General features: G+C 48.0%; 9 protein-coding genes. 7 read left to right on the forward strand and 2 right to left on the reverse strand.

Annotation, left to right across the window (positions count from 1 at the left end; genetic code table 11):
- Window positions 1-5: 5 nt before the first annotated feature.
- Genes recC through recD form a run of 3 tightly spaced genes read left to right on the forward strand, consistent with a single transcriptional unit; the run spans window position 6 to window position 9,069 of the window.
- A complete protein-coding gene (gene recC / locus AKL11_RS13610) occupies window positions 6-3,311 on the forward strand; it encodes an exodeoxyribonuclease V subunit gamma (RefSeq protein WP_067518298.1) in 3,306 nt (1,101 codons plus the stop codon).
- A complete protein-coding gene (recB, locus tag AKL11_RS13615) occupies window positions 3,308-7,063 on the forward strand; it encodes an exodeoxyribonuclease V subunit beta (RefSeq protein WP_216636805.1) in 3,756 nt (1,251 codons plus the stop codon). Before recC ends, recB begins: the two co-directional genes overlap by 4 nt.
- Window positions 7,057-9,069 carry an exodeoxyribonuclease V subunit alpha gene (gene recD, locus AKL11_RS13620; RefSeq protein ID WP_067518301.1) on the forward strand — a complete coding sequence of 671 codons (2,013 nt, stop codon included), beginning with the start codon at window positions 7,057-7,059 and terminating at the stop codon, window positions 9,067-9,069. Before recB ends, recD begins: the two co-directional genes overlap by 7 nt.
- Here recD and AKL11_RS13625 read toward each other — a convergent pair.
- Window positions 9,066-10,310: a cation:dicarboxylate symporter family transporter gene (locus AKL11_RS13625; RefSeq protein ID WP_067518303.1), complete on the reverse strand. Its 1,245-nt coding sequence runs from the start codon at window positions 10,308-10,310 to the stop codon at window positions 9,066-9,068. The genes recD and AKL11_RS13625 overlap by 4 nt on opposite strands.
- 411 nt (window positions 10,311-10,721) lie before the next feature.
- On the opposite strand from AKL11_RS13625, the gene nhaC reads away from it, so the two are divergent.
- A complete protein-coding gene (nhaC, locus tag AKL11_RS13630) occupies window positions 10,722-12,158 on the forward strand; it encodes a Na+/H+ antiporter NhaC (protein ID WP_245673632.1) in 1,437 nt (478 codons plus the stop codon).
- 151 nt (window positions 12,159-12,309) lie between these two features.
- Window positions 12,310-13,323, forward strand: coding sequence for an asparaginase (ansA, locus tag AKL11_RS13635; protein ID WP_067518307.1), 1,014 nt, complete (start codon window positions 12,310-12,312; stop codon window positions 13,321-13,323).
- A 66-nt stretch (window positions 13,324-13,389) separates the two neighbouring features.
- On the opposite strand, the gene AKL11_RS13640 is transcribed toward ansA, so the two are convergent.
- A complete protein-coding gene (locus tag AKL11_RS13640) occupies window positions 13,390-14,595 on the reverse strand; it encodes an ankyrin repeat domain-containing protein (RefSeq protein ID WP_067518310.1) in 1,206 nt (401 codons plus the stop codon).
- A 174-nt stretch (window positions 14,596-14,769) separates the two neighbouring features.
- Here AKL11_RS13640 and AKL11_RS13645 point away from each other — a divergent pair, with 174 nt between their 5' ends.
- Window positions 14,770-16,071 carry a homoserine dehydrogenase gene (locus AKL11_RS13645; RefSeq protein WP_067518496.1) on the forward strand — a complete coding sequence of 434 codons (1,302 nt, stop codon included), beginning with the start codon at window positions 14,770-14,772 and terminating at the stop codon, window positions 16,069-16,071.
- A gap of 64 nt (window positions 16,072-16,135) precedes the next feature.
- Window positions 16,136-17,524 carry a threonine synthase gene (gene thrC / locus AKL11_RS13650; protein ID WP_067518313.1) on the forward strand — a complete coding sequence of 463 codons (1,389 nt, stop codon included), beginning with the start codon at window positions 16,136-16,138 and terminating at the stop codon, window positions 17,522-17,524.
- Window positions 17,525-17,628: the final 104 nt, after the last annotated feature.

The raw sequence follows: 17,628 nt of genomic DNA on the forward strand, positions 1-17,628 counted from the left end.
TCCCTGTGCTGACCATTTACCACTCCAATCATCTGGATGTCCTGAAAGACCTTTTGGTCGAACTCCTGCAAAGAGACCCGCCTGCCAATCCACTGGAAGATGAACAGATTCTTGTTCAAAGTCCCGGTATGGCTCAGTGGCTCAGAATTGAGCTAGCCAAAGGTCTCGGGATTGCAGCCGGTATCAACTTCCCGCTGCCTGCCAGTTTTCTCTGGCAGATGTACACAAAAGTCCTGCCCGATGTACCACTGCGCTCGGCTTTTAATAAAGAGTCCATGACGTGGAAGTTAATGGACCTGCTGGAAGACACCAAAAGTGATCCTGACTTTTATGCCCTGACACAATATCTGGCAGCGGACACCGACGATATCCGAAAATTCCAGCTCTCCGGAAAAGTCGCGGATATTTTTGACCAGTATCTGGTCTATCGCCCTGACTGGATTCTCAACTGGGAAGCGGGAACAGAAACGCCGGACATCACCGCAGAGCAACCGTGGCAGCCAAAACTGTGGCGAGCGCTGGTGGCTAAAACGGCGCAACTGGGGCAATCCCCGTGGCATCGAGCCAATATGCATCACCGTTTTTTAACGGCACTGGCTAACGATCAGGCAGACTTCGAACTGCCAAAACGACTGTTTGTTTTTGGCATCTCCGCCCTGCCCCCACACTTTGTAGAATCCCTGGAAGCCCTCGCCAGCCGTTGCGAGGTGCACTTGATGGTATCCAACCCCTGCCAACATTACTGGGGCGATGAGCGAGACCCCAAATACCTTCGCAAACTGGCTGCTCGCCAATTGATAAAGCACAACGAACAGAGTTCACAAAAAAGCTGGTTTGATAAAGCCGGTCTCACTCTTGATAACCTGGACACTATCGGCAACCCATTACTGGGTTCCATGGGCAAGCTCGGCAGAGATTATTTTCACCAGCTGCACAGTCTCGATGCCTTTGATGTTGATGTATTTGTTCCTGACCATAAACGACAAATACTTGGCCAGTTGCAGAAAGATATTTTTGACCTCCATGATCGCAGCGCCCCAGATCAGCAAACGCCTTTGGATGCTGATCGTTCCCTGCAATTCCACAGCTGTCACAGTCCTTTGCGAGAAGTGGAAGTGCTCCATGATCGCCTGCTGGATATGTTTGAACAAAACCCGGAACTGACGCCAAAAGATGTGGTGATCATGCTTCCGGATATCGACAGTTACGCACCCTGGATTCAGGCGGTCTTTGGCAGTATTGACGACCACCGTCGAATACCCTGGGCCATTTCCGATATCAGTGCGAAAAGTGAACATCCGGTTTTGTCGGCGTTAATGAAACTACTGGAATTGGACAAAAGCCGCTGTTCGGCTCCGGAAATGATGGAGATGCTTGAAGTCCCTGCCATTCAACAACGTTTCCAGCTAACCCCCGGCGGTTTGGACACCTTACGACAGTGGACTCAGGAATCAGGCATCCGCTGGGGCTTGACTCCGGAACATCAAACGCATTTCGACCTGCCAGAGCTCAAAACCAACTCCTGGAGCTTTGGCATCCGTCGCATGTTGCTGGGTTATGCCATGCCTGAAAGCGCCGGCGTCTATGACGACATTCTGCCTCTGGACTCTGTTCAGGGAATGAACGCTGTTCTGGCAGGTCACCTTGCCAGCTTTATTGATGCTGCAGAAGCACTGATTACCGAACTGGAACAAATCCGTTCCATTGATGAGTGGATCCATTTCACTCATCAACAACTTGAACGTTTTTTCCTGACTGAATCTGAAGAAGACGAAGCCGCTCTAAAACTGGTTCGGGATTCCCTTATTCACCTACGGGATCAACTGTTTGACGCAGGGTATGATCAGCCTCTGTCCAGAACAGTATTCATTAGTTATCTCTCTGAGCGCCTTTCCATGGAGCGAAGCAGTCAACGTTTTCTGGCCGGGCAGCTTAACTTCTGTACATTGATGCCTATGCGCTCCATTCCGTTTAAAGTGGTCTGCTTGCTTGGCATGAACGATGGCGCCTATCCACGGAGTATTGCACCGGCTGGTTTTGACTTAATCGCTCGCCACGGACGGCGGGGAGACCGTTCCCGCCGAGTGGATGACCGCTACCTGTTCCTGGAAGCCATGCTGTCCGCTCAGGAAACGTTGTACATCAGCTTTATTGGACGACGCATTCAGGATAATGCCGAAAGAATCCCTTCAGTACTGGTGACAGAACTGTTGAATTACTGCGAACAAGGCTTTGGCTTATCATCGGAAAAACTGATCACCGAGCATCCCCTGCAATCCTTCAGCCCAACCAACTTTTTGCCAGAAGCCGGAAAGAGCAATCCCTTATTCAGCTACACAGCACAATGGCTGCCGGCTGCTCACCGCAACGAACGGCAACCCGGCGCTTTTATAACCGAGCCACTGCCCGCACAGACTGATCTGAACCTCAATGAAATTGAACTGACTGAACTTTTGAGATTCTACACCAACCCCTGTCGTTACTTTTTCAATCGACGTTTGAAGGTCTATTTCAGCCAGCAGGACTTAACACTGGAAGAAACAGAAACCTTTGCCATGGACGCACTGGAGAATTACCAGCTCAAAAGTGTACTACTGGAAAGTATGATCGTCCGCGAACCCATGGAGTTGTTAATTAAACGACTTCAGTCCACAGGTGAATTGCCCCATTCTGCTTTCGGCCAATTACTTCTGGAAGAGCAGATTAACGTCATCAGTAAAATGGCGGAGCAAATACAAACCTTCCGGGACAATCCGGGCGAAGACCGGGAAATCAACCTGCAGATATCTCATCCCGATCTTTCGGATCAACCCATTCATATTTCCGGCTGGCTAAAAGGCTCTTCAGAGAGCGCTCTGGTTCGTTACCGTCCATCCAGCTTCAAAGGCAAAGACCTGATAAGACACTGGATTGAACATCTCTGCCTATGTATGACAGACAATCCGGTTGCCACGGTTATATTTGATCCTGAGAAGTGTCGTATGCTTCCGGTGATTGCAAGAGAGCAAGCAGAGAAACATCTGGTGGCAATCATTTATTACTTCCATCAGGGGCATAATCTGGCATTACCCTGGTTCCCTCAAACCGCCATGAGCTGGCTTGCGGCAGACCCGGACGACAATCCTGATAAAGCGGAAAAACTGGCATTAAAAACCTTTGCCGGTGATGGTTTTATAGTGGCGGGTGAAAGTAACGACGAATACATTGGTCGGGTTTACCCTGAACTTGAACCCGTTATGGCAGAGTTTTGCTCTTTAACTGAATTGCTGATGGCGCCAGCATTGAGTGCTCTTCAGGAGGTAAAATCGTGAGCGATACCAACATCACAACCCACGATCAATCTCCGGAAGCTCTGAATCCGCTGGCATTGCCTTTGCACGGCAGTCGTCTTATAGAAGCCAGTGCAGGGACCGGTAAGACCTATACCATTGCTAATCTCTATCTGCGAATTCTTCTTGGCCACGGTTCAGAGCACAGTAAGCACACTACCCCGCTGAATGTGGACCAGATTCTGGTAGTCACCTTCACCGAAGCCGCCACCGGTGAACTCCGTGACCGTGTCCGTGCTCGAATCCATAAAACCCGGGAAGATTTTATTGCTGGCCGTTCCAGTGATGGGTTTATTCAGCAGCTTATTGACGACATGGGTTCAGGAGAACACTCACTGGAACATTGTCAGGCATTATTGCTGGCGGCTGAGCAGCAAATGGATGAAGCGGCTATTTTCACCATCCACGGTTTCTGTCAGCGAATGCTGAAACAACACGCTTTTGAAAGTGGCACATTGTTTACCAGCGAGCTGATCACAGATACTGAATCCATGCTGCAACTCTGTGCTGCAGACTTCTGGCGTCGTTCGTTTTACCCGCTGGAAAAACCACTGGTCACTCTGATCCGCTCAATTTGGAAAACCCCTGAGGATTTGCTTAACCATCTGCGAGGTTGGATTGGCCGCTCAGAACTCATGTTGATGGGCAACGGCGTTCCTGAAACCCTCGCCGACCTGCACCAAAACTTTCTGGCTCCCGCCCTGGAAATTAAACAACTGTGGCAGGATGATCAGGGCAAACTGGCAGATATGATTCAGTCATGTGGCATGGGTAAAAGAGCGAAACCACTGACTCGAATTGATGACGTGACCGAATTTGTGAATTCCGGGGAACTTCTACCCAAACTAGGCAGCTCCAACGACGGTTGGGAAATCTACAGCACCGAGATTCTAGAAAAAGGCCTGACCAAAAGCGGCACAATGCCCGTTCACCCGGTATTTGAAAAAATCGATGCCTTTGTGGCGCAACCGTTATCGATTAAAGAAGCGCTGAAAGCATTTATCACTCGTGAAGCGCTTACTCAGATAAAAGCCCAGTTCTCCCAGTTGAAAGCCAGCCGGCACCAGCTCTCTTTTGATGATCTTTTGACCAATCTGGCCGGTGCGTTATTTTCTGAAGATACCGCAGATGGTGGTGAACTGTTAGCTCAGGCCATTCGAAGCCAGTACCGCATTGCCATGATCGATGAGTTTCAGGATACCGATCCACTGCAATACCGCATCTTCAACAAAATCTATCGGGATGCCGGTGATCCGGATGTAGGCCTGTTCATGATTGGCGACCCGAAACAGGCCATCTACGCCTTCCGTGGTGCCGATATTTTCACTTATATGCAAGCTCGGAAGCAGGTTCATCAGCATTACACGCTGGATACCAACTGGCGTTCCAGCGATACCATGGTATCTGCGGCCAATGCCGTCTTTCAGCAGGCGGATTCGCCGTTTATTTATAACGACAGCATTCCCTTTGATCCGGTACACCCATCTCCGGGCGCCTCTAATAAACGACTTTTGTTTAATGGTCAGCCATTGCCGGCCATGACGCTTTGGCTGCAAAAATCCTTTGATGGCTCTACGGTGAATTCCGAGTCCTATCTGGACACCATGGCTGCCAGTACAGCAACAGAAATCAATCGTCTACTGACAGCCGCCGATCAAGACCAGTGTCTGGTGAGTAATGGCGATAAACAGGCACCACTTCAGCCTGGCGATATCGCCGTTCTGGTGCGCAGCCGCAACCATGGACAGAAAATCAAAGATGCCCTGGCTGCCCAGAATATTCCCAGCATTTATCTCAGCAATCAGGATTCTGTGTTCAATAGTGAGGTCGCCACCGACCTCGAAAAGATTCTTCAGGCCTGCCTGCATCCCACCAGTGAACGAATGCTCAAGGCCGCTCTGGCAACCCGCTTATTTCATCTGAACGCTGAAACCCTTAATGCTCTGAACGTGGATGAACAAAGCTGGGAAAGTGCCGTGGACGAATTCACCCGCTACGGCGAGCTTTGGTTACAACGTGGCGTACTGCCCATGATTCGACAGATGATTTTCAAACGAAAGATCGCTGAGCGACTGTTGACCTTTACCAATGGTGAACGACGTCTTACTGATTTATTGCACCTTGGAGAGTTGCTGGCTGCTGCCAGCCTGGAGCAACAAGGTGCATCGGCGCTCATTCGCTGGTTTTCTGAACAGGTCACTCGCCCTAATCAAAACGCAGACAATCAACAACTCCATCTGGAAAGTGAACGCAATCTGGTAAAAATCATCACCATTCACAAATCCAAGGGGCTGGAATACAACGTTGTATTTATTCCTTTCCCTTGTCATTTGCGTAAAGGAGATTCACCGCTGTTCCATGATGAGAAGACGAATGAAACGATTTTATCCCTGACACCAAACGACGATGCCAGCCAACTGGCAGAAAAAGAGCGACTAGCAGAGGATCTTCGCCTGCTCTATGTGGCGCTGACTCGATCTGTGTATTGCTGTTATCTGGGAATGGCGGCTTATAAATCCGGACGTGCCAGCAAAGACGGCAAAACAGACCTACATCAGACGGCTGTCGGTTACCTTCTCAACGGCGGTGATGATATTTTTGCACCGGAACTTCCGCAGCTGCTGTCGAACCTGTCAAACCAATGTGAGAACCAACAGATTGTTGTCGCGGAGCCGTTATCAGCAGAGTTGCCAATATACACGCCGGTGGTTTCTCAAGACTTAACACTTAGCGCCAGAGAGTTCAAAGGTAACATTCAGCGTAACTGGTGGACCACCAGCTATTCTGCTCTTTCTCGTCACAGCTCATCAAAAGAAAGCGTTTCACAAAACAACTTACCAACTTCAGTGGATGCCGCTAATGAAGTCGCAGGCTTTGATTCAGAAACCCGTGGCGAGCAACATAATCTAGCGGAAACTGAAGTCGAAGTAACACCAGACCCATTAAGCTTGTTCTGCTTTCCAAAAGGTGCTCAACCAGGCACTTTTATGCACAGTCTGTTTGAAGACCTTGATATGCAAAGGCTTCGTTCTGCGGAAGGTGACGCTTATCTTGATCAGTTTGTACTGGAAGCCTTAATTCGTGATGGCTACGAAGAAGTGTGGCTGCCTGCCATCCGTGGCATGTTGCAGAACTGTCTTAATGCGGCTCTGGACGGCGACAGTATGAAGCTCAAAGAACTATCTGACACTTCGCGCCGGGTAGAGATGGAATTTTTCCTGCCTATTGAGCATCTTGATCCGAATCAGTTAAACCAATTAATCAAACACCATGACCCTTTAAGTGCCAAAGCGGGCAATCTGGAATTCCATACTATGAAAGGTATGTTAAAAGGTTTTATTGACCTGACCTTTGAATATCAGGGTCGATGGTATGTTCTGGATTACAAGTCCAACTTTCTCGGCAGTACCGTAGACGCCTACTCTCAAGAAGCGATGGAAACGGTTATGGTGGATCATCGTTACGATCTGCAGTACCAGCTTTACTCTCTGGCGCTGCATCGTCTGCTGCAACAGCGGGTGCATGATTATCAATATGAACAGCATTTCGGGGGTGTGATTTATCTTTTCCTTCGAGGCGTTCAGGTAAACGACAATCATCGCTATGGCATCTTCAGCCATAAGCCAACATTTGAGCTGGTGGACAGTTTAGACGCTCTATTTAAAGGAAATTTCAAAGGAGAGTTTAAAGGTGAGCTGAATAATACTGGCCCCGAGGAGTTGTTCTCATGTTGAACCATCTGCAATTACTGGAACAACAGGGAACGATTCGCCCACTGGATTATCAGTTCGCCAGATTAATTTACAGCATGGAGCCAAATCCGCTGATCACCCTTCTGGCGGCCAATGTCAGTTTTGAGTTGGGTCTTGGTAATGTCTGCATGCCGATTGATACCTCATCGCCAAAACTGTTTGCGCTTTCCGCTGATGAAGGCGAGCAACTGATTCACCTTGCTGGTGTTCCCTCCTCTTCATGGCTTGAGTCATTGTCTAACAGCTACATTATTGGCGATGGCGCAGAACCCAGACCACTAGTGCTGGATAATGGTCGCCTATATCTCTATCGATACTGGCAATACGAACAACATGTTGCCGGGTTTTTAACCCAGCAACACAGAACGTCGTTAGATCAGCAAGCGACACAATCGATTTTGCAGAGGCTATTTCGTCGAAACTATGATGTTATTCATCAGCACTGTGTCAATAAAAGCGAGACTGAGCAGAGAGCAGAAATAATCAAGTGGCTGGATATAGAAGACAGTGAGCAATTAAACTGGTCCGATATAATCCAGGCATTCAATAATCCGGAATCATTGTCGAAGCTGGATCAGCTGATCCCTGAATCCACCTGTCTGAACTGGCAAAAAATCGCTGTTGCACTAGCTGCAACCCGCTCATTTTCCGTTATCAGTGGTGGCCCAGGCACTGGCAAAACCACCACCGTGACCCGTCTACTGGCATTGTTAATGGAGCTGGGACTGAATCATGGCGCTCCACCCAATATCAAACTCGTCGCACCCACTGGTAAGGCAGCCGCACGACTCACGGAATCCATTGGTGGTGCACTGGCTCATTTAAATTGCAGCGACGAGGTGAAAAATAAAATTCCGACCTTGGCTGGCACACTTCACCGCCTTCTCGGCGTAGTGCCCGGCAAAGCAGGCTTCACTCATAACCATCACAATCGTTTGCATCTGGATATTCTGGTCGTGGATGAGGCCTCCATGATTGATCTGCCGATGATGAGTCATTTACTGGCAGCACTACCAGACCATGCGCGTCTGATTCTGTTAGGAGATCGTGATCAACTGTCGTCTGTAGAAGCCGGTAGCGTTCTGGGTGATATCTGCGGTGCAGCAGGCAGCGGTTACTCTCAAGAACAGACGCTGCTTTTGGAAAATCTGACCGGACACTGTCTGCAGACGGTATTTGATCGCTCGCCCTTCGTTTCTGCTGTTACTGACAGTTTTTGCCTGCTGAGAAAAAGTTATCGGTTTGACGCAAAATCCGGCATTGGCTCTCTGGCCAAAGCGATGAACCTTGGTCAAACCGATCAATTAGAGGGCGTGCTGAACTCAGGCTTTAGCGACATTGCCTATCACCCACTTTCCACGGAGGGCAGTTATCAGCAGTTAATTTCACAATGCATAGAAGGTTATCGAGACTATCTCACCCTGGTTCAACATCGCGCAAATCCAAAACAAATTCTTGATGCATTTAATCATTTTCAACTTCTGTGTGCGCTCAGAGAAGGTCGTTTTGGTGTTAAAGGCCTGAATGATGAAATACAAACAGCGCTTCAGGATAAGAAGTTATTAAACGTCACTGGTCAATGGTATGAAGGACGCCCGGTGCTGATCACTCGAAATGATCATGGCCTCGGGCTGTACAACGGAGATATTGGCATTACCGTCAGAGGTGCTGATGAAAAATTACGTGTTGCCTTTGAGCTGCCAGATAAACAAATTCGAGAGGTATTACCCAGCCGACTGCCTGAACATGAGACTGTCTTTGCCATGACCATCCATAAAAGTCAGGGCTCTGAATTTGCTAACGTGGTATTGGCGCTACCGGATAAAGACAATCCAGTTATTACCAGAGAACTGGTGTACACAGGTATTACCCGAGCCAAATCCAACCTCTCTGTTTACGCCGATATTAAGCTGCTACATAAAGCCGCACTGACACCAACACTGAGACATTCGGGTTTACACAAAAGACTACTAACACCCGAACGTTAATTCGTTCGGGCCAACTCATTATTACAACCGCACTCTTCTGTCGTTTCCGGCACTTCTGCCTCTTCAATTAAGCCCATAAAGCGCGACATCTTGGCAAAAATCATGGCAAAGGCACCATTGCCACCGATATTCATGGCTGTGCCGAAAGGATCAAAAATCATATACACCGCGGTCATCAATCCCAGCATTTCATCCGTAAACCCCAGTAGACTTTGTAAAATGGGTCCCACAACGAGGATGACCCCACCGGGTACCGCTACCACAGAAAATTTGGCAATGGCATAAAAAAAAGCAAACAAAGTAAAACCATATATATCAGGCAACGGCAAACTAAAGGTTCTCAGTGTCACCAATGACAGCATAGTCAAACCGATAGCACTGCCAATCGTGTGAATATTGACTGTTGCAGGAACTATCGTACGCGCCATTAACGAACTGCCGGTGATTTTCTCTGTACTATTAATCAGTACTGGCAAGCAAGCTGCACTGGAAACTGTACTTAGCCCTGTCAGGAAAGCCGGAAATACTTTTGCTATATCGGAAAAACATTTTCTGATAGAGAAATTCGCTGCGATAAAATAGTAACAGGTGAGATAGCAAACTTGAGTCATTACCACCAGAAGAAGGATTGGACCATAGGAAACAACTGCCTGGGTCAGCATACCATCCGCATGCAACTTGAAAGAAAATCCCAAAATAAATAAGGGCAAAATAGGAATAAAAATTTTACTCAGAAACCAACCGCATCCATCGCTGGCGTTGTAGGCCCAAGGCTTAAGTAAGTCCAGCTTTAACAGATTAATCAAGCAGCCAACAAGAAAGCCAGCGACCAAAGCATTCATACTCGAGAAAAGTGGCACCAGCTGAAATGTCCACAACGTACCAAGACCTGCGGCCAGATACGCCTCAGAGGAGGCCTGTATTGTCAGCATAGGTACCGTGAAAATCCCGACCAGATAGCCGGTAAAAATGGCCAAAATATTGGAGGTAAAAACCCCTAACACCAACAGTACACAGAAAAAAAATGCATTTCGCCCAAGCCGACAAAAACAACTAACCATAAAACTGAATACGATGAAGGGTAGGATAAAAACCAACACGGATTTAATGGTCAGGCTCACAGAATAAAAGAATGCCGCGACATCATAACTAACTAAAGAATCTGTCAAGACAGGAATCAGCCGTGCGACGATCAGACTAAGAGGAAGTTTTACCCTATTTATATAGCCAATGACGTTCATTTCACTCCCTCTGACCAGAGTCTGATGATTGCATGTGAGATATGCAACTCACATCACCGATGCTCACGCAGCGGAGAACCCTTATAAATCGGGACATAAAATAATACGGAGAAAACAAGCAAACTGTTTTAGTCAGAGAGTCTAAGACTTTCATCATTCCTGTTATTACCGAAGGGTATCAATGACTAAACATAGCCATAATTTTAACTGCGTCAAAAAATAGGAACGTTTCCCCCGTGAACACGTCGAAAAATCCAAACTATTGCCTCAAGACATTTTTTGTTCCGTTTCTATAGATCATGTCAGGAATTCGGAGAAAAAAATGACATAGATCAAAATGTAAACTCCCAAGATCGTTAGGATACTCCGCAAAAGATATAACCAATTCATATAAACCCTCGGAGTGAGTTCATGGAGAAGAAAGTCCAACTGCCGTCTATGGGACAAGTATCCCTAGTATTGGGCACCTTCCTGGTCATGGCTTTTGCATTCACCGCCAAACTGAACCTGCCTATTCAGCTGGCATTGTGTATCGGCTGGTTCCTTGCCATGGGTCTGGGCGTTAAGCTTGGTCATAAGTACAAGGATCTCGAAGGCGCTGCTGCTGAAGGTATCTTCAAAGGCATGGGTGCCATCCTGATTCTGATCGCCGTAGGTGCGCTGGTTGGCACCTGGATTGCTGGCGGTATTGTACCTTCCATCATTTATTACGGTCTGATGACCATTCACCCATCCATTTTCCTGCTGGCTACCATGGTGATTTGTTCCATGACTGCTCTGGCCACAGGTACCTCCTGGGGTGCTGCGGGTACTGCCGGTATTGCGATGATGGGTATCGGCCAGGGCTTGGGTGTGCCTGCACCAGTAACTGCCGGTGCGATTCTTTCCGGTGTTTACTTTGGTGACAAACTGTCGCCTTTGTCTGACAGTGTCATTCTGGCCTCTTCCATGTCTGAAGTGGAAATCGTTGATCATATCAAAGGCATGCTGCCCATCAGCTTGAGCGCTTATGCGCTGACGGCTTTGGCCTTTACCCTGTACGGTCTGCAGTTTGGTGGAAACGCCGACATGGCGCAGGTTCAGGAAGTGATGATACTGATGGATGAGAACTTCAGTATTTCTCTTATGTCCTTTGTACCTGTAGCGATTGTTCTGGTGCTGCTGGCCAAGAAATTCCCATCTTATCCAGTTATCATGCTGGGTGCAGCGCTGGGTATGGTGTGGGCGGTTCTGTTTCAGGATCGTACGCCAGTCGAAGCCATGAGCGCACTGTGGTCTCCACTGACTGTGGATTCTGGCAACGCATTCCTGGATAACATACTCAACCGTGGTGGTATGAACAACATGCTGGGTTCTGTTGCTGTTATCATCTTCGGTCTGGGTTTTGGTGGTCTGTTGGATAAAGTGGGCATTCTGGAAACCGTTGCCAGCTCGTTCGAAAACCGCATCACTAACGAAGGTAACCTGACTGCCTACACCGTAGTGACTGCTTTCCTGGCCAACGTGTTCGGCTCCGCCATGTACGTTTCTCTGATCCTGACACCAAAGATCATGTCCGGTAACTACGATCGTATGGGCGTTGACCGTCGTATGCTTTCCCGTAGCGCCGAGTTCGGTGGCACCCTGACTTCCGGTATGGTGCCATGGTCTGATAACGGTATCTTCATGGCGGGTCTGCTGGGTGTGTCTACCTTTGCTTACGTGCCTTACATGTGGATGAGCTTTATCAGTATTGCTCTTGTGATCGCATTCGCTTACATGGGTAAATTCCGCCCTGCCGATGGCAAGTATGTGAAACAGCCTGCAGAGCAAGCTGATACTTTCCAGGGTGAGCCAGCAACTGCTTAACGCTTAATTGGATTGATGATTAACGGCCGCCTGAAGACTTCTGAAGGCGGCCTTTTTTTTCCTCAGATCAACCAGGGCGATGGTTTCAAGTGATAAACTTGTATACTTATTATTTATGAACATCGCCGTTTAAAGAAACAACAGGTTATTCATGAGCAAGAAAATCTACGTTGCCTACACCGGTGGAACCATTGGCATGCGCCCTTCTGACGCCGGCTATGCGCCCGGTGATAATCTGATGGGCCTGCTGGAAGAAAAGCTGCCAGCAGATGTCATGGCCAGCCTGCCGGAATTTGATCTTTATGAGTACCCGCAACTGATTGATTCCAGCAATATCCGCCCGGATAACTGGAAACAAATCTCATCAGATATTGCCAGCCGTTACGACGATTACGATGGTTTTGTGGTGCTCCATGGCACCGACACCATGGCTTACTCCTGCAGCATGACGTCTTTCATGCTTCAGAATCTGCAAAAGCCTGTGATTTTCTCTGGCTCCCAGATCCCACTGTGCGAAGCTCGCACCGATGGCCTTGAAAACTTCGTTGGCGCTCTGACTATGGCTGCTGATGATCGCATCAAAGAAGTGTGCCTTTATTTTAACGGACGCCTGCTCCGCGGAAACCGATCCCGCAAACTGAATGCTTATCTATTCGACGCCTTTGACAGCCCGAATTATCACTGGCTCGGTCGTGCGGATATTCACGTTGAATTAAATGAAGCACTGCTTTGGAAACCCACAGCCAGAGAAAACTTCCAGCTGGCCTGCAGCTCCGATACCCACGTCGGTATTCTACAACTGTTCCCTGGCATTACTGCTCAATGGATGGAGTCTGCCCTCAACCAGCCAATGGATGCCTTCATCCTGAGAACCTACGGAACCGGAAACGGCCCCGATGGTGATCAAGCTCTACTGGACACCTTTGCCAAAGCCACCGCCAACGGCAAACTGATTGTTAACCTTACGCAATGCCACCGCGGTACAGTACATCAAGGCAGCTATGCGGCAGGTTCTGCACTTGCCAGAGCTGGCATTGTGGGTGGGCTGGACACGACGACTGAAGCCATGTTCTGTAAACTCCACCATCTTTACTCCCTGGGTATGAGCACAGAAGAAGTAAAAGGTATGCTGAGTATCAGTCTGGCGGGTGAAGTTTCTATTTGAATTTACACGCAAGTTGCCCTGATAATGTTTAACATTGCAGGGCTTTACTTGCATGAACCAGTCATCTTATCCGCTAAACGCAGCACTTCGACTATAGGCTTGATAAAACTGATGATTAAGTAGCGGCTTTTTTAAAGGTATCGGTATGGACAGCTGATTGACTGCACGGTGGTAATCCGGTTTATTTTTTATCAGCGGTGATTTCAAAATCGATAGGGCAATTTTGTTTAAGGAACATTTAAATAAACTGACGATTTTTCTCTCTTTGATTCTTTTAATCACGGACTCCAAAGCCCGACAAAGTGTATTGCCATCCTTCACTTCATCATATAATGCCCTTTGATCCGGCGGAAGCAGAGCCTGCAGAAATGCCCGGTGTGATGAGTACAGCTCATCATTGAGCCGACCAGGGAGCAAATTTTTCACAACACTTCTTTTTTCACCATTAAACTGGTATTCAGTTTCTGCCCCATGCAACAACATACTCCGGAATAGCTCGGAACATTCCGGCCGCATAAAATCACTGATGGCAGGACGCAACCCTGTATAATCAGCCACATTAGGATTAGCTCCATAATGCAATAGCAGCATAGCGGCCTCACTGCGCCTATGCCTGAGAGCCCAGAAGATCAGAGGCTGTTCATTACATTTCCGATCAGGATCAAGGCCCTTCTGAAGTAAATACTTCAGTAATTTACACTCGTTATAAATGGCACAACTCTGTGCCACCACATCAACGTTGGCACTCTCCAAATCAAAGCCTTTAGCTATTAGCAAATCACCCACATCAAATCGCTCTACCGCCAAAGCAACAGTAAATAATGGTTTAAGCCAAGCCACTCCCGAACCTGTTTGAAACTGAAGTTCAGCATCCGGATTCAACCCCGCCTCAAGTAAAACCATTAATAGATCAAACCTATTCTGGCCTCTAATCACTTTTATTAAAACAGACTGATGCTCATCCCACAGTTCCTGTACATTGACTCCTTGTTCTAAGCAGGTTTTGATCATTTTACAGTCAGAGTTCAGAATTGCTGTATCAATCTCTTCCCTGGAGTATTTCAATCGCACAGCTGTATTCTCACTGCTGCCAGCCAAACTTAAAACATCTACTTTATGAATATCATATTGTAGGATTGCCTTATTCTCTCGCGCTCCAGCTTGCTCTTCACTATGTCTACTTGTAATCGATTTATACTCCTCGTCCACCTGATTTTCGTTACTCGGTGGTGAGCCTGCGACCATCGCCGACCCCGGAAATGAAATATCCATAGAACGCCTTAGAATCTTCACAAGTTAACTGATTTCCACAATTTGACAGTGTAAAAAACAACAGGTTCACTATTTACTCACCTTTAAGGCGTCGCATCCCCCGAATATTTAAGGCTATAATTCCCCCGTCGGTTATACCGGGTATGAACATAACAATGAATGCGGGGTAACAGTTTGAAACCGGTCAAAGTAGGTATATGTGGACTCGGTACTGTCGGTGGCGGTACGTTCAATGTTCTTCAACGCAATGCCAGTATTATCAGTGCCCGCGCTGGATGCCCTGTGATTATTGGCCAAGTTGGTGCCAGACGGGAGAACCCTGCCTGCGATACCGGTGATACACCCATCACCCATGATATTTTTGACGTCGCCCGTAACCCCGATATTGATATTGTCGTGGAAACCATTGGCGGCTACGACGTTGCAAAAGAGTTGATCCTGACCGCCATTGAAAATGGCAAGCATGTGGTAACGGCCAATAAAGCGCTGATTGCTGAACACGGCAACGAGATTTTTCAGGCGGCCCGAGATAACAATGTCATCGTCGCCTATGAAGCGGCAGTTGCTGGCGGGATTCCCATGATCAAATGCCTGCGGGAAGGCCTGTCTGCCAACAAAGTGGAATGGCTTGCCGGTATTATCAACGGCACCGGCAACTATATCCTCACAGAAATGGGGGATCATAATCGTCCATTCCCCGATGTTCTGAAAGAAGCCCAGGCTCTGGGTTATGCAGAAGCGGATCCAACCTTTGACGTGGAAGGCATTGATGCCTGCCACAAACTAACGATCATGGCATCCATCGCCTTTGGCATTCCCTTACAATTCAATAGAGCTTACACCGAAGGCATCAGTCGCATTACGCCAAGTGATATTCAATACGCGGCCTCCCTGGGTTTTCGCATCAAGCACCTTGGTGTTGCCCGTCAAACCAGTGAAGGTGTTGAGCTGAGAGTTCATCCAACACTGATTCCATCAAGTCGTCCATTGGCCAATATAAATGGTGTAATGAATGCTGTCGTCGTTCAGGGAGATGCCGTTGGCCAGACCATGATCAGCGGCCCGGGTGCCGGCGCAGAACCCACTGCTTCTTCCGTTATCGCGGACATCATCGACATTGCCAGAACCATGGAATCTCCAGACGCTGCGGTCAATGCCCTTGGTTTCTCTCAAGAAAGCCTAAGTAATTCCCTGCCCGTACTGCCTGTCACCGATATTGAATGCAGTGCTTATCTACGCATCCACGCCGATGACCACCCCGGTGTTATGAATGCCGTCACTCAGGTACTCAGCAAACAGGGCATAAACATTGATGCGATCACTCAAAAGGTGACCCGCGAGGATGATGGCTGTGCCGATATCGTGATCCTGACCCATAAAACTCGGGAAGGCACCATGAATAATGCCATAGCCGAGCTGGAAGCGTTGAAAGAGATCAAGTCGCCCATTACCCGCATTCGCGTAGAAACCCTTTAATAATTAGCGATTGCCGCCGGTAAACGGCAGCAGTCGCATCAGAAACAAACATACGGAATTCACAGTGAAATACATCAGTACTCGAGGCCAGGGAGAACCCAAAGATTTTCAAGGGGTTTTGCTGGCTGGTTTAGCCGAAGACGGTGGCCTTTATGTGCCAGAGTCACTCCCCCAGTTCAGTGCCGATAAAATTAGCTCCCTGAAGGGGCTTCCCTATAACGAATTGGCTTTTGAAATCATTAAACCCTTTGTGGGCGGCACCATAGCCGATGACAAACTGCAACAGATGATCAATGACAGCTACGGGTCTTTCAGTCATAAAGCAGTAGCGCCCTTGCAACAGCTGGATGCAAACCAGTGGGTCATGGAGCTGTTTCACGGACCTACCCTTGCTTTTAAAGATTTTGCCCTGCAACTGCTGGGGCGACTGCTTGATCACGTGCTCACCGAGCGAAATGAAAAAGCCGTCGTGCTCGGAGCCACTTCTGGCGATACAGGTTCTGCGGCTATTGAAGGTTGTCGTCACAGCGAACACCTTGAGATTTTTATTCTTCATCCTTATCAGCGGGTATCAGAAGTCCAGCGTCGTCAAATGACCACTATTCTGGATAAGAACGTTCATAACATTGCCATCAAAGGCAATTTTGATGATTGTCAGGACATGGTGAAGCAATGTTTCGCAGACCAATCCTTCCTGCCAGAAAATACCCGTCTTGTTGCAGTTAACTCTATTAACTGGGCCCGTATCATGGCTCAGATTGTTTACTACTTCTATGCGGGTTTGAACCTTGGCACGCCAGAACAGGCGGTGAGCTTCTCCGTACCTACGGGTAATTTTGGCGATATCTTTGCCGGTTATATTGCTAGGGGAATGGGGCTTCCTGTCGATAAACTCATCGTTGCCACTAATAACAACGATATTCTGCATCGCTTCTTCCAGAACAATGATTACCGCAAAGAATCACTGCATCAAACCCTGTCGCCCAGTATGGACATCATGGTGTCCAGCAACTTTGAACGACTGTTGTTTGATATGCATAAGCGGGATGGTGCTTCCATGCATGAACTCATGGATAAATTCCAGAAAACCGGCACCATTCAGGTGAGTGACACAGCGTGGCAAGACATTAAAAGCCTGTTTGACAGCTGTCGTTCGGATGATCAGCAAGTATGCGAGACCATTACAGAGCTTAACGCCAACACGGCCTATCTGGCAGACCCCCACACGGCGACAGGTATTCGTGCGGTTCAGGAACTCGATTTAGCTCGAGAAACACCGGTAGTGACTCTGGCAACAGCGCATCCTGTGAAGTTCCCGGAAGCTATTGTAAAAGCAGGATTGAACGCCCCCTCCTTACCACACCACATGGCAGATCTCCATGATCGTGAAGAACGTTACGACATTCTCGAAAACGATCTCAATATTTTGAAAGATTATATTCAAAATACGTAATTAGATGTCGCAAGTCGTCCAGTATACTGGATGACTTGAACTCTTATTTTCAACTGTCATTTTCGACAGATGTTTTTACTGTGTTATTCTCATCACACACTCTA

Origin of the sequence: Endozoicomonas ascidiicola (genome assembly GCF_001646945.1) — a bacterium.
GTDB classification, from domain to species: domain Bacteria; phylum Pseudomonadota; class Gammaproteobacteria; order Pseudomonadales; family Endozoicomonadaceae; genus Endozoicomonas; species Endozoicomonas ascidiicola.

What these genes read in the sequence shown, in the direction of transcription:
- recD (WP_067518301.1), top strand. Translation starts at nt 7,057, where the DNA reads ATGTTGAACCATCTGCAATTACTGGAACAACAGGGAACGATTCGCCCA.
- AKL11_RS13625 (WP_067518303.1), bottom strand. Translation starts at nt 10,310, where the DNA reads ATGAACGTCATTGGCTATATAAATAGGGTAAAACTTCCTCTTAGTCTG.
- nhaC (WP_245673632.1), top strand. Translation starts at nt 10,722, where the DNA reads ATGGAGAAGAAAGTCCAACTGCCGTCTATGGGACAAGTATCCCTAGTA.
- ansA (WP_067518307.1), top strand. Translation starts at nt 12,310, where the DNA reads ATGAGCAAGAAAATCTACGTTGCCTACACCGGTGGAACCATTGGCATG.
- AKL11_RS13640 (WP_067518310.1), bottom strand. Translation starts at nt 14,595, where the DNA reads ATGGATATTTCATTTCCGGGGTCGGCGATGGTCGCAGGCTCACCACCG.